Here is a 20,469-nt window from a genome sequence, read left to right on the forward strand (position 1 = left end):
CCCCCCCCCCCCCCCCCCCCCCCCCCCCCCACGTCCGCCGGCGCTGCGCGCCGACGATCCGTCGTGCCCGACGCTCTCGCGCCTTCCCCCGAGCTTCCGGACGGGCGATCCCGCCTCGTCCGGAAGCCGTGACGGCGGGCGTGTCGGAAGCCGCGGCTTCTCCCTCACCTGCCGTCATGGCCCGCCTGGGGACACGGGCAGGTTCAGGTTATGCACGGGCCGGCCGAACCAGAAGCGCTCGCGATCGACCTGTCACCGGGAGCACGAACTTCGGCACTCAGTGCGCCCGATGGCGCCGGATTCGCGGTCGGGCGTCACTTCGCGCACCGTGCACACCACGTCTCTCGCGCGCCGGTTCAGAGCGTTCTTCGCCTGCGCCCCGCCCGGTGCAGGCATTGACATGCGGAAGATGACCGCGGATCGACTCATTGCGGCCACGAGCGGACCGACATGGTGGCGATGGATCAGACGGACGGCCCCTGCTGCTCATCGCTGAGGAGCATCGCCTCTGCCAGACGCGCTGGTCGACTGCGCGCAGCGAGACGGAAGGCACTGGGACTGTGCCCGACGTGGCGCGAGAACTGCGCGCGCAAGGCTGCCGCATCGGAGAAGCCCGATCGCTCGGCGACCGCGGAGAGGTCTTGCGGGGGAACGGACAGCAGCTCCTCTCGTGCAGTGATCAGTCGTCGTCGCAGCAGGCGCGCCGCAAGACTCTCGTCGGTTCCCGCATACAGCCGGAACAGCTGGCGTCGACTCACGTGGAGTTCGACCGCGAGATCCTCGATGCCGAACGACGCGTCGCGATGGCGTCGCTCGATGATCCTTCCGGCCTCGGCGCGGAGTTCGCTGGCCCTGTCCATCTCGCCGTCACCGGGGAATTGCCGGAACAAGCCCCGCACCATCGCGAGCAGTGCGGCCTCGGTGCCGGCGAGCGCTCCCACACCCTGGTCAGGATCCTGGGCCCACTCGAACAGCATCCGCGCCAGAGACGCACCGGCCGCGCGGGTGAGCGGGGTATCCGGAAAGATGTCGGCTCCGCGGGCCAGGACATGCCGATAGCCCGCGACAGCAGCGGCGGGCACGACGACTCCTGTCGTGTCGGTCACACCGAGCTGCTCGACGGCCGATGGCCCCAGGCTCGACATGAATCCCATTCTCCCGACGACCATGGACTGCACTCCCGCGGCCGTGTGCAGGCGCTGTCCACCCTGGCTCACCATTCCGATGATGATGATGTCCTCGTCTTCGAGGGTGGCGCCGTCGTAGCTCACGGTGTGAGCTGTCTCGAGTGTGCTGTAGAGCATGGTCATGCCGATGGACCGACGAAGGAGCGCGGCTTCGAACGCGTCGGGATCGTCGGATCTCATCGCCCCGAAGTTCGACAGCTGGAGCATCCCGTGATGGCCGTCGAGCCGGATCACCTCGGTGCCGAACCACGCCGGCACCCCACCGTCTGCTCCTCCTGTTGGCGGCGACCACAGTCCGCCTGAGAGCCGACCCAGCCATGCGGCCATCTCCGCATCATCGAGTACTCGTGCCATCGCATCCCCCAGCGGGTGCGAGCCGCCTTCTGCGCCCGCCCCAATCCCCGCCCTCACGATAATTCCGCCCGATGAGGCACAGCAATATATACGTTCGACCGAGCCCCGCACGACGTCGACCCCGCGCACCGAGGCGGCGGATGCGCCGTCCGACGGCGGGGCGACGTCGGCAGCTCAGCGGAAGGACGCGGCGACCGAGTTGCGGTGATAGTCGAACACGATGCTGGTCCGGGTCGAGGCGACGCTGCTCTGCGCAGAGAGGTGCTCGAGCACGAATTCGCGCATCTCCGAGGAGTCCGCCACGGCGATGTGCAACAGGAAGTCGTCGTCTCCGCCGAGGAAGAACACCTGGATGACCTGCGGCAGCACCCGCACCCGGTCGGCGAACTCGACGATGCTCTCCCTGCGCCCGCTGGGACGCAGGGTCACGCCGATGATGGCCTGCAGTCCGGCGCCCAGCATCCGCTCGTCGACGCTCGCGTGGAAGCCGCTGATGACTCCCCGCTCGACGAGTGCGCGCAGACGGGCGTGCGCGGTCGACGGTGCCACTCCGAGCTGGCCTGCGAGCTCTGCGTTGGTCATCCGGCCGTCCGCGCTCAGCAGCTGTACGATCCTGGCATCGACCGCATCGAGTGCCGGCGCCCGAAGGGTGTTCGCCTGAGGGTCTTCGGATGACGTCTCCATGCGAATGATTATGCAGGATTCGCGGATGAAACGAATGTTCTTCAGGGAATCTGTCGAATCGTCGACGTTTCTGCGATTCTGAGATGCACTCACGCAACCGTCACTTGGAGGATCGATGAAGATCGGCGTGCCGACCGAGGTCAAGAACAACGAGAACCGCACCGCGCTCACCCCCGCGGGTGCCGATCGGCTGGTTCACGAGGGCCACCGCGTGCTCGTGCAGTCGGGAGCGGGAGTCGGCTCAGGCATCTCCGACGAGGCGTACCGGATCGCCGGCGCCGAGATCGTCGAGACCGCCGAGGAGACCTGGGGCGAGGCAGACCTTCTCATCAAGGTGAAGGAGCCGATCGCCCAGGAGTACGGATTCCTGCGCTCGGACCTCACCCTCTTCACGTATCTGCATCTCGCCGCAGATCGGGCGCTGACGACCGCGCTCGTCGACGCGGGAACCACGGCCGTCGCCTATGAGACGGTGCAGCTGCCCGACCGCAGCCTGCCTCTGCTCGTGCCGATGAGCGAGATCGCCGGTCGCCTCTCTGTGACGATGGGCTCATACTCACTCATGCGATCCGCGGGGGGACGCGGAGTGCTGATGGGCGGCATCGCAGGGGCCCCGCGCGCCAAGACCGTCGTGATCGGCGGCGGCGTCGCCGGCGAGCATGCGGCTGCGAACGCGCTCGGCCTCGGGTCCCAGGTCACGGTGATCGACATCTCGCTTCCGCGTCTGCGCGAGCTCGAGCACCGTTACGGCGGCGCTCTCCAGACGCGTGCGTCGAGCCGGTACGACATCGCCGAAGAGCTCGCGACGGCGGATCTGGTGATCGGATCGGTGCTGATCCCCGGTGCCGCAGCGCCGAAGCTCGTCACCGACGACATGGTCGCCGGAATGAAGCCCGGCTCGGTGCTCGTCGACATCGCGATCGACCAGGGCGGATGCTTCGAGGGATCCCGTCCGACAACGCACGACGACCCCACCTTCGCGGTGCACGACTCGATCTACTACTGCGTCGCGAACATGCCCGGCGCCGTGCCCGAGACCGCCACGAGGGCGCTGACCAACGCCACCCTCCCCTACGTCTCCGCCATCGCGGGCAAGGGCTGGGAGCGCGCTGCGGCAGACGACGCTGCACTCGCCAAGGGCCTCAACGTCCAGGGCGGACGCATCACCCTGGATGCCGTGGCGACGGCCCACGGCCTCACGTCCGCCTGAGCAGCTGCGGACACACCAGATAGTCCGTGCGGGGTTCCCGGCCGGGCGCGATCGTCGGCGCCGTGCTGATGCTCGCGATCGCGATCTCGACCGCGCTCACCGACGAGTTCCGCGCGACGCTGCCGTTCGGCCTCCCGTGCCTTGCGATCGCGATCGGCGCGTTCCTCCTCGTGCAGCGGCAGCGACGACGAGCACGAGGCGCTGCGCCTGTCGAGTCCGCGGCGAGCGCCGGAAAGAACCACGATTCTTGACGGCATCCGACCCGTCATCCGGACGCCCCACCCGAGTACGCTCGTAGTCGTGACCGAACGCGCTCCTCTCTCTCGCAAGCTCTCCGCCATCGCCGAATCCGCGACCCTCAAGGTCGACGCCAAGGCGAAGGCCCTCAAGGCCGAAGGCAAGCCCGTCATCTCGTATGCCGCGGGCGAGCCCGACTTCGCGACGCCGCAGTTCATCGTCGACGCAGCGGCCGAGGCTCTCGCCGACCCGGCGAGCTACCGCTACACCCCGGCTCCGGGTCTTCCGGCGCTGCGGGAGGCCATCGCCGCGAAGACGCTGCGCGACTCGGGACTCGAGGTGTCACCGAGCCAGGTGATCGTGACCAACGGCGGCAAGCAGTCCGTGTACCAGGCATTCCAGGCAGTGGTGAACCCCGGCGACGAGGTGCTTCTTCCCGCTCCGTACTGGACCACCTACCCCGAGGCGATCCGCCTCGCCGACGGCACCCCCGTCGAGGTGTTCGCGGGCGCCGACCAGGACTACAAGGTCACCGTCGAGCAGCTCGAGGCCGCTCGCACCGAGCGCACCACCGCGCTCGTGTTCGTCTCCCCCTCGAACCCCACGGGCTCCGTCTACACGGCTGAAGAGACCAAGGCCATCGGCGAGTGGGCTCTCGAGCACGGGATCTGGGTCATCTCCGACGAGATCTACCAGAACCTGACCTACGAGGGCGTCAAGGCGACCTCGATCGTCGAGGCCGTGCCCGAGGTGGCCGGCCAGACGATCCTCGTCAACGGCGTCGCGAAGACCTACGCGATGACCGGCTGGCGCGTGGGCTGGATGGTCGGACCGGCGGATGCCATCAAGGTCGCCGCCAACCTGCAGTCGCACCTGTCGAGCAACGTGAACAACGTCGCCCAGAAGGCCGCGATCGCCGCACTCAACGGCCCCCAGACCGAGGCCGAGCAGTTCCGCGAGGCGTTCGACCGCCGTCGCCGCCTGATCGTGTCGGAGCTGTCGAAGATCGACGGACTCGTCGTGCCCAACCCGCTCGGCGCGTTCTACGTCTACCCCGACGTGCAGGGTCTGCTCGGCCGCACCTGGGGCGGCAAGACGCCGACCACTTCGCTCGAACTCGCCGACCTCATCCTCGAGCAGGCAGAGGTCGCCGTGGTTCCCGGCGAGGCGTTCGGTCCCTCCGGCTACATCCGCATGTCGTACGCGCTCGGCGACGACCAGCTCCTCGAGGGCGTGCAGCGCCTGCAGCGTCTGTTCGCCTGAGTCGCACTCCCACTCTGCCGCGACACCCGGGACCCCCTCACTCCACATGGATGTGAGGGGGTCTCGGGTGTCATGGCCGGGCTCGATGATCGGAGCCCCGCTCGCGCTCATTCCTCGTCGTGGAATCCGATCAGCCAGCGGATGCCGTAGCGATCGATGACCGTGCCGTCGTAGTCGCCCCACGGGCGCTTCTGCAGGGCGTCGATCACGCGACCGTCCGAGGCCAGCTGGTCGTACCAGCTGGTCAGCGTCGAGGCATCTGCGGTGCCGAGCAGCGACAGGAACATCCCGCTCATCTGCACCGCGTCGTCGTCGGCTCCGGCATCCGCACCCGCGAGCCCGACCGGCCCGGCGAGCTGGCCGTGTGCGATCGCATCTCCCGGCCCGTCGTGTCGTCCGGCGCCGGCGTAGTCGAGGAGCTGAAGCTCACCTCCGAAGACCGAACGGTAGTGCTCCAGCGCTTCGGCTGCGTTCCCGGGGAACAGAAGGTAGGGGATCGGTCCGCTCATGCCGCGAGTGTACGGCGAACGGGCGACGTTGTCAGTCGGGCACGGCGCTGCGATAGCGCCGGGGCTTGCCCTCGCCGAGGTCGATCAGGCGCTCGACCTGCCGCAGCTCGACCTCGACCCCGAGCAGCGCGTCCAGCGCCACGCGGATGGCGGGCTCGTCTCCGCCGACGATCACGGCGTGCACGCGACCGGAGGCAGCCTGCTCGATCGACCACCCCTGGGCACCGCGTGCCTGCAGATGCTGCGTGAGCTCGACACAGGGAACGAGAGTGCCGTCGCCGGCCCGGAACCGCGTGTTCTGGCGCCCCTCGAGGTCGGCGATGCCGAGCACCCCATCGTCGAGGTGCACCAGGCGCCCGTAGTCGCCCGTGCGGTACCTCACCAGCGGCAGCAGGGGGTTCTCTCCCGCGGTCACGACGATCTCGCCCATCTCGCCGAGAGGCAGCGCGACCTCGCGCCGGGGATCCCACACCTCGACGTGCACGCGGCGATCGAGCACCCGGAACGGCCCGTCATCGGTGCGCGCGGCGATCGGGCGCGTCTCGTGCAAGCCGTACACGTCGACCACGGGACACTCGAACGCCGCGTGGAGTCGTGCACGCAGCGCAGCCGACAGCGCCATCGCGCCGGAGAAGACCACGGCGGGATGCAGCACGGCGTCGAGTCCGGCGTCGAGCAGCTCGGCGAGGCTCGTCGGGTGTCCGCTGAGGATCTGCGGGTCCGCCTCGGCCAGAAATCGGGCGCGGGCATCGAGACCGCTCCACGCCGTCGGATGCAGATTGAGCCGCGCCATCGCCCGGTGTGCGAAGCTCGAGATCGTGGACACGTAGGTGAAGGCCTGACGCTGGAAGACGAGGTTCGCCACCGCCACCCGCTCGCCGTCGGCCGTCACCGTGGCCCCCGCAGACGCCGCGAGCGCGACGAGCAGGTGGAAGCCGCGCGCGACCTCCTCGACGTCATCGGGGATGAGCAGCGCCGCGCCCGTCGAACCGGAGCTCGTGCCGTGCAGCATCCGGGAGAGGTCCGCATCGAGCGGCACGAACGCCGCGAGGTCGTCGACGAGGTCCGACCGCGAGATCGTGGGGAAGTCGTCGAGCGCGGCATCTGTCGGCATCCCGCGATACCGCAGCGTGCGTCGCGCGGCGGCGAGATGATCGACCAGCCAGCCGTCGGTCGAGAGCGGATGCCGCACCCGCTGCACCTGTTCTGCGGTGAGGCGGTCGCCCGTGGCATGCGTCCAGTGCGGAGCGTCGGGATGCTCCCGCCAACGGGTCAGTCGAGCAGTGCCTGCGGCGTCGATCGTCGGCCAGCGCTCGGCATCGGAGAGCACCGCGGCCTCCCCCGGTGCGTATTCGGCGAGCGCGAGCGCCCCTCGGAGGTCGGGGTCACTCACTGGAGTACCTCGCAGCCGCCTCCTTGCGGCGTGCCTCTGCGAGCTTCCGAGCGATCTCGGCCCTGTGCCGGTGCCCCTCGAATGCCTCGGCGAGCGCCCGGTTGCGGGCGAGCGAGTCGCAGGCCGCCAGCAGGGAGGCGGCGGTCGCGGCATCCTCGCCTGCCGGAAGGAACCCGCACCAGAGCAGGAACGTGCGCGCGGCTTCGGTGCGCCGTTCATCGTCTGAGGTCCAGTCCGACGGCGACGCGACCGGGGCCACGCGCAGTGCGAGCGCGTCGACCGCGAGGGCGGCCCAGCCGCTCGCGAGTGCCGGCTCGAGCGGCTCGAGGACGTCTTCGCTGGCGACGAGCCACAGGCCGATCGCGGCACCCTGGCGCACGCGCGGGTCTTCGTCGAATGCCGAAGCGCTGATCTGCCCGCCCAGGATGTCTCCGGCGAGCGCTCGCAGCGAGATGCGCTCATCGAGGAACTCCTGAGGGATGCGGGAGATCCGCGTCGCGACGGACTCCAGCGACGGCCCCGGCCTCGCGCGAGCCCAGGCCGCGACCTCTCCGTCCGAGCGCTCGCTCCAGGCGGCGAGCAGCGCCTCGGTGTCAGCCATGCAGCGCCGCCGCCAGAGCCGCGCACGCAGCCGGTGCATCGGCCATCGTCCGGAGGTACACCACGTCGTAGCCGTCGCGCTCGGCGAGCGTCGCGACCTGGCGTCGGGGGTCCATGAGCACGAGCGTACCCGTCGTGAGCACCTCGCGAACGGTCCTGGCGACGCCGGCGTACGGTTCGTTGCCCACCCCGAACATCGATACGAGTCCGTCGTCCGACAGCACCACCACATGACGGGGCACGTCTTCTGCTGCCGCGGGAAGACCGGCGTATCTGGCGGAGTACAGGTCGAGCGGGAACGACGTCGATCGACCGAAGAACAGCGAGATCGCGGCGATGATCTCCGAGGGATCGCGGCCGAAGCGCGGCATCCCCGCCACGTCTCCGGTTCCCGAGAAGCTGGTCACTCTGACCCTGCCACCGCCGCGGAGGATCGACAGCGCGAGGATCGTCCCCGCGAGCACCGCGGGTGAGCCCTGTCGCGGATGTGCCATGGAACCCGAGGAGTCGATGTAGAGGTCGAGTTCGAGACTCGTCTCCTGCAGGAGGGGCTCGTCGGCGAGCTCGGAACGCCGGCGTGTGGTGACGCCGGGGATCACAGTGCCCGAGCGCATCGTCAACGGCCAGTCGAGGTCGGCGAGCGCATCGCCCACCTCCCACAGTTCGACAGGACCGGGGATGCCGCCGACCGGCCTCATGGGTGCGGGGCGGCTGTAGGGGCGCACCCACCGGGCCGCCTCGTTGCGGTACCAGGCCGAGAGCACGGCGTCCTCACCGCTCTCCCGATAGAGCGAGAGCGTCCGCGCGATCGTCAGACGCTGGCCGTCCTTGCCGGAACCCGCATCCGATGCGTCATCTGCAGCGTCCTCGCCTTCGGGGTCGAGCACCATGCCCGGATGCCGAGGCAGGTCGTCTCGCAGGCGCTGGTCGGCGAGGATGCGGCCGAGCTCGTCGGCCGTCGCCGGTGCGTCGTCGACACCGCATCCGCTGACCGGCTCGCCGGCACCGCTCTCAGCAGCACCCTCGAGCTCGGCCAGGTACGGCGCGGCGATCACGCCGAAGCGGGCGGCACCCGAGACCGGGTCGGTGCTGAAGGTCCGCACGGCGTCGGCGATGAAGGCCGCGTCGACGGCGGGGTTGGTGGCGGTCGCGCCGGCGAGCTCGGCGGCCACCCGCGCGCTCTCCGCCTGTGCCGCACGCAGCAGTCGTTCCTTCTCACGGTGCTTCTCGGGGATCCGGCTCAGCGGCACGAGGTTCGTCTGCGCGAGAGCCCGCGCCGGCCGCGGAGGCGGGTCGAGCTCGCAGAGGGTGCCGGACGGCAGCTGCCACAGCAGCTCGTACGCTCGGCAGTACACCCACCAGAGGCGGTCCGTGCTTCCCTGGGGTGCCGGGTAGAGCGCTCGACCGAGGCGCACGATGCCGAGATCACGCGTGGCGGTGCCCGCTCTCCCCTGCTCGGCCCGCTGCAGCTGCGCGAGCCGCGTGTTGACCAGCAGATCGCTCCACAGGTTCGACAGCCGCCGCGCTCCCTCCCCCGGATTCGGGCGCAGCGACACGGCGGCGATCGCCTTCGCCATCTGATGGTCGATCTTGAGCGAGTCGATCCGCGTGCTGGGGGCGAGCACGTGGTGGCCGATCTCGTGGGCGAACATGCTCCACAGCTCATCGGCCAGGCCGCGCTCGGCGAGGTAGCGAGGGTCGACGGTCACCGACGGCGGAAACGAGAACCAGGCCGGCGCACCGTGCTCGTCGGCTGCGCCCGGACGCACCGCCGGATCGTCGAGCCGCACCCGCCAGAGATCCAGAGCCCGTTCCCACGCCGCGCGGGCGTCGTCGGTGAGCGGCACCCGATCGACAGGAGCCTTCACTCCTGCTCCCGCACATGCACCCAGGCGAGATGGGTGTCGGGTCCGATGACGATGCTCACCCCGTCGTCGCGGGTATGCACCTCGCTCGGCGCCTCGGAGAGCACGGAGAGACTCGCACCCCAGACGTCGCTGTCGAGTCGCCACCACGAACCCGCGACGAGGATCGCGAAGGCTCCGGCGTCCGCCAGAGTGTCGACGCGTTCGGGAGGCCGGATCCAGGCGCCCCCGATTCCGCGGAACCCCCCGACAGCGAGCACATACCCGCGCTGGTCGGCACGACCGGGCCACCAGAAGCGATCCGTCCGCTGCCTGCGACGGAATTCGTCGAGCACGTCGACGCCGAGTCCGAGCGTCGCCGCAGCGGCCAGACGTTGCTCGGCGGTGTCGAGATGCTCGAGCCGATCAAGTGCGTCGACGCGCAGACCGAGAGCGCCCGACCGCCACGCGGCGACCGACACGAGATCGAGCGCCCGGTCGCGGTCGGTCGCCGCCGCCGGATCCTGCGCCAGTCCCGCGGCGAGCGCCCTGGCGAACAGCAGCGGAGTGCCGTGCGCGGCCCGCACCGAGGTCGACGCCAGCGCGGTGTCGAGTCCGGCGGCGGAGAGATCGGGCAGGTCAGCGGGAGGGAACGGAGCCGGCGCATTCGCGAGCTGCACGGGGACACGATTCACCCGCGCAGCTCCTGCCAGCGCACATACGCCGTGTACCGCTGATGCAGATACTTCAGCGCGATCACGTCGTCGAAGTCACGACCGTAGAGCTTGCCCACCGTCGCGATCCGGCGCAGCTGGGCCTCGACGGCGGTGATGCGGCGGGATGCCTCGAGCGCCGGGAGGCCATCGAGCCCGCGGTCGAACTCGCTGAGCAGGGCAGCGACCGCATCGTCGGCGTCGCGCCCGAGGGCGTCGTATTGGCGGCATGACTGCGTGAACAGGTCGGCCAGCCAACTCACCGTGTCGGTGCTGAGCTCGCGCTCCGCCCCGACATCGAACCGCGGATGTGTGGCGTTCGGCAGCAGCTTTCCGCGGAGCACGAACGGCAGCACCGCCGCGACGTCATCGATTTCGACGGCATCCGCACCCCGGAACCACGCGATCGCCTTCGCGTAGATGATGAGCGTCTGCAAGGCGCGCACCGACAGGCCGTTGCGGGTCTGCGCGCCGAGGTCGATCTCGAGGTCGGCGCCGCTGTTCGCCTCGATCACCTCGCCGACCCGGCCGCCCGCGGTGGTCACCACGTCTTTCGTGCGGTATTCGAAGCGGCGCCCGCCGTGCTGCACGAACTCGAAGTGGCTGAGGAAGAATCGCAGGCGCTCGCGCACGGCATCCGGAATCGGCACCGCGCGGATCTGCGCGCGCATCTCGGTCTGCTCGGCCGAATCGAAGGTCAGCTCGGCTGGCACATGCTCCTCGGGCTTCTCCCCCGCCTCGACGCGGGTGATCAGCTCATCGAAGAATCGGCTGTTGAATCCGGCCGCCTGCACAGTGACGTCCATCCGGTCGCGAAGGGCTTGGATCACCGGGAAGGTACCGCCGCCCGCATCGTCGTTGGCCGTGAAGAACCAGCTCTCCACACCGCCGTCCGGCGCGGTGCGGCGCATCTGGTCGTGGCTCTCGACATACCCCTCGGCCACCATGGTCAGCAGCGCCGACTGGGTCTTGGTGGGGATGCGGTTGTACTCGTCGATGATCTTGACGGGCAACCCGAGCCAGTCGCGCCAGGCGATGCGGATGTCGGTGAGACGCTCGGCGGCGACCAGGTCGCGAGGAAGCGGGATGCCCACGAGGTCGCTGACGGTCAGCTGCGGCTGCCCCTGCTGCACGCTGCGCCGCACGTCGTCGGAGGCGGTGCCGGCCAGCACGCCCATGAGCACGGCGACCGTCGTCTTGCCGCGCCCCGGACCTCCGATGAGCAGGCACTTGCCCCCGACCGCGAAGGTGAGCAGCGGCACGAGGACGTTCGACGAGAACGACGCCTGCGTCGGGAGGGACACCGCGGCCCCGGCATCCCCCAGCCCGATCGACAGCGGCTCTCCGTGCGAGAACTCCATGTCGTAGTAGGGCGAGATGACTGCGCGGTTGACGATCCAGTAGTAGACCTGGCGCAGCTTCTCATCCAGCGGCACCGTGCTGCGCGCGGCCGGGCGGAAGAGATCCTCGGCTGTCAGAGACTCGACGCCGTGGCCGCTGCCGGGGTTCGTGGGTGAGGCGGACACTCGGTTCCAGCGGTCGGGCATGCGATCATCCTAACGATGTCGATCGGGCGTTCTGCTGGAGCGCCCGCTGCTCGTCGAGGGGCCGAGCTTCGAGCGGAAGGGCGAAGCTCAGGTGCTCGGCGAGGAGCGGTGCGAGCGCGGATGCCGCGGCGTCGACCCGTCTCGAGACATCGCCATGCACCTCGAGCCATGGCACGTCCTGCGCGGCGAGCACGTCGCGGAAGCGCTGTTGCATGTCGTGACGGATGTGCTCGCCGTCGCGCAGGCCGTCCTGCTCGAAGGGGATCTCGTCGCCGGTGAGCACGTAGAGGAGCGGCGGGTGCGCGGCTGCCGCCTCATGCAGGCGCGGCGCCACCGCGCCGACGTAGCGCTCATGCCACAGTGCCGTCGCGAGCACATCGGTGTCGCACACGAGCACCGGCATCGGCACCTGCCTGAGCGCCTGCTGCTCGAGGGCGATCTGCCGGTCGACGATGAGGTCGAACTCATCGCTGCGCCACGGCGCGGTCAGCCCGCCCTCGCGGATGACGGAGTGCTCGCGGCCGTACTCCGGCACCCAGAGCGTGCCCAGCCGATCGGCGAGCGCTTCGGCGAGAGTCGTCGAGCCGGTGGATTCCGCGCCCAGCACCACCACGCGCGCGGTCAGCCACGCGCGCACGGCCGGGGCGAGCTCATGCCAGTTGCCGGCGACGTCGGCACGGATCGCCGTGCCGGAGACGGGATTGATCCGGCGCCCCTCGTCGATCTGCACCCAGCGCGCGTCGAGGCGCCTGGCCAGTTCGCCGCCATACGAGTCGCACGAGAAGACCGTGTCGACCGGGCCGTCGAGCAGCGAGGCGATCAGCGCCATGTGCTCGTCCCACGCTGCCTGCGACTCGAAGTCGACCGGGGCGTCGTCCATTGCCGCGACGACGCGCGCGCCGGGGTGCGACTCGCGGATCCAGCTCGCGCGCACCTCCAGCGGGATCGACTCCACCGACGCGCCCAGCACCTGCACGGTGACCCGGTCGCTGTCGCGCTGCGCCCGACGGATCAGGTGCGAATGCCCGCTGTGAAAGGGATAGAACTTGCCGAGGACGAGACCGTGTCCGCTCATGCGCCTCACCTCACGCTCGGGCGGACGGCGCGACCGCAGGGGTCTCGCGGTCGGCGACGGCCGCCTGACGCCACGAGCGGTAGCCGATCACGCACAGGGCGATGAAGAGCACGTACAGCGCCGCGATGACCCAGAGACCCGCGGCGATCGAGAGGCCGACGAAGGCGATGTCGACGCAGATCCACACGAACCAGTTTTCGATCCACTTGCGGTTCAGCATGTACTGCGCCACGAGACTCGCCGCAGTGGTCGCCGCATCGGCGATCGCGACCTGCGAGTCGGTGAACGTCGTGAGCACCCACACCAGCACGGCCGTGCCCGCGACCGCGGCGAGAGCCAGCCATGGCCATGCCCGACGCGGCGTGTTGACGACATACGTGCGGCTCTGCTCCGCACCGCGCGTCCATCGCCACCACCCATGCAGACCCATCAGCAGGTAGACGACCTGGAGGGCCGATGTCGCGTACAGCCCCGCGCCGATGAAGACGACGAACAGCACCACGTTGTTGGCGATGCCGATCGGGTAGTTCCAGACGTTACGGCGGCCGGCGAGCCACACGCAGACCGCGCCCGTGACGAAGCCGAGAACCTGAGGCCACTCGGCCTGGAGCCACTCGAACACGGGCCGCTACAGTTCGACGCCGAGAAGCACGGGCTCCGGCTGCAGCACGAGCCCGAACTCCGCATGGACGCGGCTCTGGATGAAGCGGGCGAGCTCTGAGACCTCGGCGGCCGTCGCGCCGCCGCGGTTGGTGAGGGCGAGGGCGTGCTTGGTAGAGACGGATGCCCGTGACCTCGGCAGCTTGAAACCCTTGCGGATTCCGGCCTGCTCGATCAGCCAGGCGGCACTCACCTTCACGTCGGGCGCCTCGGGCTTCGCGGCGGGCACATAGCCGTCGTACGAGGCGAGGGGGATCACCGTGACGGTGTCGAGGTCAGGGGTCACCGGCCACCGCGGGCACTCGGGCGGCAGGGCGCGGGCGACGACCTCGGGCACGATCGCATTCTGGAAGAACGAGCCGACGCCGTGCGTGTCGGGGTCGTTCTCATCGAGCAGCATCCCCTTCGACGCGCGCGTGGCGAGGATCCGCTCCCGCACCCACGTGAGCGGCACAGGGGCGTCGGAGTCGAGCCCCAGCGCCCTGCGCAGCTGCTCGCCGCGGACGACGCGCTCCTCGGCGACGAGAAGATCGACCGTGACCGACAGGATGACGGCACGGCGCTGCGGCACACCGCCGTAGTGATGCTTGAGCACGGAGGTTCGGAACCCGAGCCCGAGCTCGGATGCCGGGACGACCGACACCTCGCCCGTCGCCTCGTCGATGAGCTCGACCTCGACCAGGGTCTCTTGGATCTCCTGACCGTACGCACCGATGTTCTGCACCGGCGAGGCGCCGACGGTGCCCGGGATTCCGCTCATCGCCTCGAGTCCGGCATACCCGTGCTCGACGGCGTAGGCGACGAGATCGTCCCAGCCGTGCCCCGCCTGCACACGAAGGCGGATGCGTCCGGCATGCGGCGACGGGAGCTCCTCGATGCCGCGGGTGAGGATCCGGATGACGGTTCCCTCGAACGGTTCGTCACCGATGAACAGGTTGGAGCCGCCGCCGAGGACGAACCACTCGTCGCCGCGTGACCACACGTCGGTGAGCGCATCGACCAGCTCGGCGGAGGTCGACGCCTCGAGCATCCGCTCGGGGGCCCCACCCGTTCGGAGGGTCGTGAGAGTGGCCAGCTTGAGCGGCTCGACCTCGCGCACCACGCCGTCGCCCATCAGGAGGCGACGCGCAGCTGCGCCTTGACGAGGACCGTCGTCTCGCCGAACGTGACCTTGAGGTCGATGCGCGTCGATTCCTCATCGACGGCGCCGACGGTGGCGACGACGTGAAGGTCGGCTCCGTCTGCGGGGTCGACCACGACCGGCTTGGTGAATCGCACGCCGTAGTCGAGGATGCGGGTGCCCGGTTCGAGGGCCGCGACGACCACCGACGAGGCGATGCCCATCGTGAGCATGCCGTGCGCGAGGACGCCGGGCAGACCCACCTCGGCGGCGATGTCGTCACGGTAATGGATCGGGTTGAAGTCGCCCGATGCTCCCGCGTAGCGCACCAGCGACTCGCGGGTGATGTGCACCGTGCGCTCTGCGACGACGTCTCCGACAGCGAACGGCATCACTCTGCTCCTTCTTCGGCGCCGACCAGCAGCACGCTGGTGGCGGTGACGACGTGCTCGCCGGCGGCATCCGTGATCTCTGCCGCGCTGGTGATCATGGCGTTGCCACCCATCATGCGGATGGCGGTCACGCGCAGCCGGCCGGTGAGCTCGTCGCCCGCCACGATCGGGCGCGAGTAGGCGAACTTCTGCTCGGCGTGGATCGTGCGCGCCAGCACGATGCCCGAGTCCGGCTCGGCGAGCAACAGCTGCAGCGTGAGATCCTGAATGACCATCGCGAAGGTCGGCGGCGCCACGACGTCGGCGAAGCCGGCCGCACGCGCAGCCTCGACGTCGGTGTGCTGCGGAGCGTCGGCGAAGACCGCGCGCGCGAACTCGCGCACCTTCTCGCGACCGACGAGATAGGGGGACGTCGGCGGGAACTCCCGGCCGAGAAGATCTTGGTTCACTGCCACCCCTCGATCCTACGTTCTCGGTCGTGGAGCTCGGTGACCGAAGGCCGGTTCAAAAGCTGCTCAGTCCTTCTTCTTGCGTCCCTTGATCGCCTTCATGGCCATCTGCACGGCGATGACCACGAGGTATGCCGCGAACAGCATGTTGCCGACCTGCGGGTCGATCAGCGTGGCCAACCACGCGCCGAGCGCGGTGGTGGTGCACGCTGACACTCCGACGAGCGCCGCGGCCACGAGGTCGACGTTGCGGTTGCGCAGGTTGCCGATCGTGCCGGAGATCGCGGTGGGGATCATCATGAGCAGCGACGTGCCCTTGGCGACGAGGTCGCTGGTGCCGAATGCGAGCATCAGGATCGGCACGACGATCACGCCTCCGCCGACCCCGATGAGCCCTGCCAGGATGCCGGTGGCGACGCCGACCAGCACGAGGGCGATCCCGTTGAGCAGCTGCAGCTCGAACTCCGCGTCTCGCGAAGGGATGACCAGGAACAGGCTGACGATGACGACGACGAGGAAGCCGACGAAGAACCAGCGCAGCACGGTCTGCGAGATCTTCGGCAGCATCCGGGTGCCGATCTGCGCGCCGACGACGGAGCCGGCGGCGAGGATCAGCGCGGGGATCCAGGCGACCGATCCGTTGATCGCGTACGAGATGACGCCGACCGTCGCGGTCGGGACGATCGCGGCGAGCGACGTGCCGGCACCGAGCCGCTGGTTGAAGTGCAGGAAGAGCACGAGCAGCGGAACGATCACCGTGCCGCCGCCGACGCCGAAGAGGCCGGAGAGGAGGCCCGCGATCAGGCCGATGCCGATGAATGCCGTATAGGCGCGAGGCCCTCTGCTCAGGGTCTCTGCATCAGTCACCGGATCAGCCTACTCGCAGGCGACCTCTCCTATTCGCGCGGCACTGCGGGGGCCCTCGTCCCGACCGCCGCGCGAAGGATCCCCCCTGGGACCCGGTCTCCTCCTGTGCGACACTGGATCGCATCAGACGGCGTCGTCGATGACCCGGATCGAAGGAGATCTCATGGTGCGCAGTTCCTATCCCGATGTCGAGATCCCGGCGGTCTCGATCCACGACTTCCTGTTCGGCGATGTCGAGGACGACCGCCTCGACGCGATCGCGATCGTCGACGGTGTCAGCGGTGCCACCACGACCTATCGCCAGCTGATCGCACAGATCGACCTGTTCGCGGGCGCCCTCGCCGCACGTGGAGTGGGCGTCGGAACGAAGGTGGGCGTGTTGTGCCCCAACATCCCTGCCTTCGCGACGGTCTTCCACGGCATCCTGCGCGCAGGAGCGACGGCCACCACGATCAATTCCCTCTACACACCCGATGAGATCGCGAATCAGCTGACGGATGCCGAGGCGACATGGCTCATCACCGTCTCACCGCTGCTTGCCGGGGCGAAGGCGGCAGCCGCGGCTGTGGGCCTCGACGACGACCACGTCATCGTCCTCGACGGCGCCGACGGGCATCCGTCGCTGCCCGCCCTGCTCGGCGAGGGGCGCACTGCACCCGAGGTGAGCTTCGATCCGGAGACACATCTCGCGGTGCTCCCCTACTCCTCAGGCACCACCGGTCGCCCCAAGGGCGTCATGCTCACGCACCGCAACCTGATCGCCAATGTCAGCCAGTGCCGCTCCACGATCTCTCTCGGCGACGACGACCGCGTGCTCGCCGTCCTGCCCTTCTTTCACATCTACGGCATGACGGTGCTTCTGAACTTCGCGCTGCGTCAGCGCGCGGCCCTGGTCACGATGCCCAGGTTCGATCTCACGGACTTCCTTCGCGTCGTCCAGGAGCACCGGACCAGCTGGGTCTTCATCGCGCCGCCGATCGCCGTCGCCCTCGCGAAGCACCCGCTCGTCGACCAGTACGACACCTCGGCGATCAAGGTCATCTTCTCCGGGGCCGCTCCCCTCGACGGCGGCCTCGCGTCTGCGGTCGCTGATCGCCTCGGCTGCACGGTGTGCCAGGGGTACGGCATGACCGAGACCAGCCCGGTGACCCATGCGATCCCCTACGACCGACCGGACATCGACCGGTCGTCGGTCGGCATGCTGCTCGCGAACACCGAGGCGCGGCTCGTCGGAGAGGACGGCACCGACGTCGATGCGCCGGACGAGGGCGCCAGCGAGCCGGGGGAATTGCTGATCCGCGGACCCCAGGTGATGGCCGGCTACCTGAACAGGCCCGACGCGACAGCCGAGATGCTCGATGCCGACGGCTGGCTGCACACCGGCGACGTCGCGACAGTGACGCACGACGGCATCTTCCGCATCGTCGACCGGCTCAAGGAACTCATCAAGTACAAGGGCTATCAGGTCGCGCCGGCGGTTCTCGAAGCGGTGCTGCTGGAGCATCCGTCCATCGCCGATGCGGCTGTCATCGGCGTGCCGGACGCCGATGGACAGGAGGTCCCGAAGGCGTTCGTGGTGGTGCAGCAGGGAGCGGAACTCGATGCGGATGCCGTGATGGCACACGTCGCCGCGCACGTCGCACCCCATGAGAAGGTGCGACAGGTCGAGTTCATCGACACGATTCCGAAATCGGCATCCGGAAAGATCCTGCGCAAGGATCTGCGCACGCGCTGATCCCCGCGCCCGGAGACGAAGAAGCCCGCCGTCCCTTTCGGGGCGGCGGGCTTCTTGGAACGAGCGAGGTGCTTACTCGGACTTCTTCTCGACAGCGTCCTCGGCGGCAGCCTCGGCTGCCTCTCCCTCGGCCTGCGACTCGGCGCCGGCGTCGGTGGTCTCCTCGACGGGAGCCTCCTCAGCGGGAGCCTCCTCGACGACCTCGGCGGGCTTCTCAGCCTTGGCAGCCTTCTTGGTGGACTTCGCCTTGGGGGTGACGGGCTCGAGAACGAGCTCGATCACTGCCATGGGGGCGTTGTCACCCTTACGGTTGCCGACCTTCGTGATGCGGGTGTAGCCACCCTCACGGTCTGCGACGAGCGGGGCGATCTCGGTGAAGAGCACGTGTCCGGCGTCCTTGTTGGAGCGCAGCACGGTCATCGCACGACGACGCGCGTTCAGGTCGCCGCGCTTGCCGAGCGTGATGAGACGCTCCGCGAGCGGACGCAGGCGCTTGGCCTTGGTCTCGGTCGTCTTGATCGACTTGTGGATGAAGAGCTGCGCCGCCATGTTGGCAAGCAGCAGGCGCTCGTGTGCGGGGCCGCCTCCGAGGCGGGGACCCTTAGTGGGCTTGGGCATAATCGTCTAACTCCTGGTCAGAAAGGTCGGGTTTCAGAAGGACTCGTCTTCGCTGCCGCCGTAGAAGTGGGCGCCGTCGAAACCGGGCACCGAATCCTTGAGCGACAGACCGAGCGAGATGAGCTTGTCGCGCACCTCGTCGACCGACTTCTGGCCGAAATTGCGGATGTTCATGAGCTGCGTCTCCGACAGGGCGACGAGCTCGGAAACAGTGTTGATGCCCTCACGCTTCAGGCAGTTGTAAGAGCGGACCGAGAGGTCGAGGTCCTCGATCGGCATCGACAGCTCGCTGGAGTTCACTGCCTCCACCGGTGCCGGGCCGATCTCGATGCCCTCAGCCTCGACGTTCAGCTCGCGAGCGAGACCGAACAGCTCGGTGAGCGTCTTCGCAGCCGACGCGACAGCGTCGCGGGGGCTGATGGCGGACTTGGTCTCGACGTCGAGGACGAGCTTGTCGAAGTCGGTGCGCTCACCCGCACGGGTGGCGTCGACGCGGTAGCTGACCTTGAGAACCGGCGAGTAGATCGAGTCGATCGGGATCTGACCGGCCTCGGCGTACTCGTTGCGGTTCTGCGTCGCCGAGACGTAGCCACGGCCACGCTCGATCGTGAGCTCGAGCTCGAACTTCGCGGTCTCGTTGAGCGTCGCGATGACGAGCTCGGGGTTCTGGACCTCGACACCGGCCGGAGCCGAGATGTCAGCGGCGGTCACTTCGCCCGAACCGGTCTTGCGCAGGTAAGCAGTGATGGGCTCGTCGCGCTCCGACGAGACCACGAGCTGCTTGATGTTGAGGATGATCTCGGTGACATCCTCCTTCACGCCGGGGATGGTGCTGAACTCGTGCAGCACGCCGTCGATGCGAACGCTGGTGACCGCGGCGCCGGGGATCGACGACAGCAGGCTGCGACGAAGCGCATTGCCGATCGTGTATCCGAAGCCGGGCTCCAGAGGCTCGATGATGAACCGGCTACGGTTCTCGACGATCTTTTCCTCGGTCAGTGTGGGACGCTGTGCAATAAGCACTCTGTGTTCCTTTCGATCACATGCCCGCTATATGACATGTGGTGGGGTGAGGTTTTGAGTTTTGGGAGTCGATGCCCGCGCTGGCGGGCGTCGAGCCGCTCGGCCCCGAAGGACCGAGCGGCTCAACAAGCCGGATCAGACGCGGCGGCGCTTCGGCGGGCGGCAACCGTTGTGCGCCTGCGGGGTGACGTCCTGGATCGAGCCGACCTCGAGGCCGGCGGCCGTCAGCGAACGGATCGCGGTCTCGCGACCCGAGCCCGGTCCCTTGACGAAGACGTCGACCTTCTTGACGCCGTGCTCCTGCGCCTGACGGGCAGCCGACTCGGCGGCCAGACCAGCGGCGTAGGGGGTCGACTTGCGCGAGCCCTTGAAGCCCACGCCACCCGACGATGCCCAGCTGATGACAGCGCCGGACGGGTCGGTGATCGAAACGATGGTGTTGTTGAACGTCGACTTGATGTGGGCATGGCCCAGCGCGATGTTCTTCTTTTCCTTGCGGCGCGGCTTGCGCGCGGCGGCCTTGGGTGCAGCCATGAAAGTGTTCTCCTAGTCCCTGGGGGCCGCGCTTAGCGGGCCTTCTTCTTGCCTGCGACGGTGCGCTTCGGGCCCTTGCGGGTACGGGCGTTGGTCTTGGTGCGCTGACCACGGACCGGGAGGCCACGACGGTGGCGGACGCCCTCGTAGGAGCCGATCTCGACCTTGCGGCGGATGTCTGCTGCGACCTCGCGGCGCAGGTCACCCTCCACCTTGTAGGTGCCTTCGATGTAGTCGCGGAGGGCGATCAGCTGGTCATCGCTGAGGTCCTTCACGCGGATGCTCTCGTCGATCTCCGTAGCCTTGAGGATTTCGACCGAGCGGGTACGGCCCACGCCGTAGATGTAGGTAAGGGCGATCACCACGCGCTTATCGCGCGGGATGTCAACGCCGGCAAGACGTGCCATGCGGTTCTCCTGAGTGTTGTGGAGGTATGGAGCAGGATCGGTGCTCGG

The 20,469-nt window shown here is 68.8% G+C and carries 22 protein-coding genes; 4 read left to right on the forward strand and 18 right to left on the reverse strand.

Going from position 1 to position 20,469, the window contains the following annotated elements:
- Positions 1-464: 464 nt before the first annotated feature.
- Positions 465-1,541, reverse strand: coding sequence for an AraC family transcriptional regulator (locus tag OPU70_RS17190; RefSeq protein ID WP_079113378.1), 1,077 nt, complete (start codon positions 1,539-1,541; stop codon positions 465-467).
- A gap of 174 nt (positions 1,542-1,715) precedes the next feature.
- Entirely contained in the window at positions 1,716-2,225 is a 510-nt protein-coding gene (locus tag OPU70_RS17195; RefSeq protein WP_498558327.1) for an Lrp/AsnC family transcriptional regulator, read from the reverse strand.
- Between the two features lie 115 nt (positions 2,226-2,340).
- On the opposite strand from OPU70_RS17195, the gene ald reads away from it, so the two are divergent.
- From ald to OPU70_RS17210, 3 genes are read left to right on the forward strand one after another with little or no spacing between them, the layout of a single operon-like run.
- On the forward strand, positions 2,341-3,435 hold the full coding sequence (gene ald / locus OPU70_RS17200) for an alanine dehydrogenase (RefSeq protein WP_498558328.1): 1,095 nt from the start codon (positions 2,341-2,343) through the stop codon (positions 3,433-3,435).
- Between the two features lie 26 nt (positions 3,436-3,461).
- Positions 3,462-3,686, forward strand: a complete 225-nt coding sequence (locus OPU70_RS17205; RefSeq protein ID WP_498558329.1) for a hypothetical protein — start codon at positions 3,462-3,464, stop codon at positions 3,684-3,686.
- Between the two features lie 49 nt (positions 3,687-3,735).
- Positions 3,736-4,935, forward strand: coding sequence for a pyridoxal phosphate-dependent aminotransferase (locus OPU70_RS17210; RefSeq protein WP_455905377.1), 1,200 nt, complete (start codon positions 3,736-3,738; stop codon positions 4,933-4,935).
- A 107-nt stretch (positions 4,936-5,042) separates the two neighbouring features.
- Here OPU70_RS17210 and OPU70_RS17215 read toward each other — a convergent pair whose 3' ends face one another.
- The 12 genes from OPU70_RS17215 to OPU70_RS17270 are packed head-to-tail and all read right to left on the reverse strand — an operon-like array spanning position 5,043 to position 16,104.
- Entirely contained in the window at positions 5,043-5,444 is a 402-nt protein-coding gene (locus OPU70_RS17215; RefSeq protein ID WP_042538820.1) for a VOC family protein, read from the reverse strand.
- A 31-nt stretch (positions 5,445-5,475) separates the two neighbouring features.
- Positions 5,476-6,837, reverse strand: coding sequence for an AMP-binding protein (locus OPU70_RS17220; RefSeq protein ID WP_498558330.1), 1,362 nt, complete (start codon positions 6,835-6,837; stop codon positions 5,476-5,478).
- The gene (locus OPU70_RS17225) at positions 6,830-7,438 is read right to left on the reverse strand and encodes a phosphohydrolase (protein ID WP_498558331.1); all 609 of its coding nucleotides are present in this window, start codon (positions 7,436-7,438) and stop codon (positions 6,830-6,832) included. The genes OPU70_RS17220 and OPU70_RS17225 overlap by 8 nt, the downstream gene beginning before the upstream one ends.
- Positions 7,431-9,305 (reverse strand): VWA domain-containing protein, encoded by a 1,875-nt coding sequence (locus OPU70_RS17230; RefSeq protein ID WP_498558332.1) that lies wholly within the window; start codon positions 9,303-9,305, stop codon positions 7,431-7,433. Before OPU70_RS17230 ends, OPU70_RS17225 begins: the two co-directional genes overlap by 8 nt.
- Positions 9,302-9,976 carry a potassium transporter Kef gene (locus OPU70_RS17235; RefSeq protein ID WP_475123173.1) on the reverse strand — a complete coding sequence of 225 codons (675 nt, stop codon included), beginning with the start codon at positions 9,974-9,976 and terminating at the stop codon, positions 9,302-9,304. The genes OPU70_RS17230 and OPU70_RS17235 overlap by 4 nt, the downstream gene beginning before the upstream one ends.
- Positions 9,973-11,541 carry an AAA family ATPase gene (locus OPU70_RS17240; RefSeq protein WP_042538812.1) on the reverse strand — a complete coding sequence of 523 codons (1,569 nt, stop codon included), beginning with the start codon at positions 11,539-11,541 and terminating at the stop codon, positions 9,973-9,975. Before OPU70_RS17240 ends, OPU70_RS17235 begins: the two co-directional genes overlap by 4 nt.
- A gap of 4 nt (positions 11,542-11,545) precedes the next feature.
- Entirely contained in the window at positions 11,546-12,616 is a 1,071-nt protein-coding gene (locus OPU70_RS17245) for an AAA family ATPase (protein WP_042538810.1), read from the reverse strand.
- Between the two features lie 10 nt (positions 12,617-12,626).
- Positions 12,627-13,238, reverse strand: a complete 612-nt coding sequence (gene pnuC, locus OPU70_RS17250; RefSeq protein WP_042538808.1) for a nicotinamide riboside transporter PnuC — start codon at positions 13,236-13,238, stop codon at positions 12,627-12,629.
- 6 nt (positions 13,239-13,244) lie between these two features.
- The gene (locus OPU70_RS17255) at positions 13,245-14,390 is read right to left on the reverse strand and encodes a UDP-N-acetylmuramate dehydrogenase (protein WP_376708818.1); all 1,146 of its coding nucleotides are present in this window, start codon (positions 14,388-14,390) and stop codon (positions 13,245-13,247) included.
- Complete coding sequence (locus OPU70_RS17260; RefSeq protein ID WP_042538806.1) at positions 14,390-14,788, reverse strand: MaoC/PaaZ C-terminal domain-containing protein; 399 nt, start codon at positions 14,786-14,788, stop codon at positions 14,390-14,392. Before OPU70_RS17260 ends, OPU70_RS17255 begins: the two co-directional genes overlap by 1 nt.
- Positions 14,788-15,243, reverse strand: a complete 456-nt coding sequence (locus OPU70_RS17265) for an FAS1-like dehydratase domain-containing protein (RefSeq protein ID WP_498558333.1) — start codon at positions 15,241-15,243, stop codon at positions 14,788-14,790. The genes OPU70_RS17260 and OPU70_RS17265 overlap by 1 nt, the downstream gene beginning before the upstream one ends.
- 60 nt (positions 15,244-15,303) lie before the next feature.
- Positions 15,304-16,104 (reverse strand): sulfite exporter TauE/SafE family protein, encoded by an 801-nt coding sequence (locus tag OPU70_RS17270; RefSeq protein ID WP_042538802.1) that lies wholly within the window; start codon positions 16,102-16,104, stop codon positions 15,304-15,306.
- 163 nt (positions 16,105-16,267) lie between these two features.
- Between OPU70_RS17270 and OPU70_RS17275 the strand changes: the two genes are divergently transcribed.
- A complete protein-coding gene (locus OPU70_RS17275) occupies positions 16,268-17,839 on the forward strand; it encodes an AMP-binding protein (RefSeq protein WP_498558334.1) in 1,572 nt (523 codons plus the stop codon).
- Positions 17,840-17,911: 72 nt separating this feature from the next.
- On the opposite strand, the gene rplQ is transcribed toward OPU70_RS17275, so the two are convergent.
- The 4 genes from rplQ to rpsM all read right to left on the reverse strand — a co-directional run bounded on the left by rplQ (position 17,912) and on the right by rpsM (position 20,421).
- Complete coding sequence (gene rplQ, locus OPU70_RS17280; RefSeq protein ID WP_042538800.1) at positions 17,912-18,457, reverse strand: 50S ribosomal protein L17; 546 nt, start codon at positions 18,455-18,457, stop codon at positions 17,912-17,914.
- Positions 18,458-18,490: 33 nt separating this feature from the next.
- Entirely contained in the window at positions 18,491-19,480 is a 990-nt protein-coding gene (locus OPU70_RS17285; RefSeq protein ID WP_042538798.1) for a DNA-directed RNA polymerase subunit alpha, read from the reverse strand.
- Between the two features lie 135 nt (positions 19,481-19,615).
- Positions 19,616-20,014, reverse strand: a complete 399-nt coding sequence (rpsK, locus tag OPU70_RS17290; RefSeq protein WP_042538796.1) for a 30S ribosomal protein S11 — start codon at positions 20,012-20,014, stop codon at positions 19,616-19,618.
- A gap of 32 nt (positions 20,015-20,046) precedes the next feature.
- The gene (gene rpsM, locus OPU70_RS17295; RefSeq protein WP_042538794.1) at positions 20,047-20,421 is read right to left on the reverse strand and encodes a 30S ribosomal protein S13; all 375 of its coding nucleotides are present in this window, start codon (positions 20,419-20,421) and stop codon (positions 20,047-20,049) included.
- Between the last annotated feature and the right edge of the window lie 48 nt (positions 20,422-20,469).

This window comes from Microbacterium sp. SWDP-B6 (genome assembly GCF_059803615.1).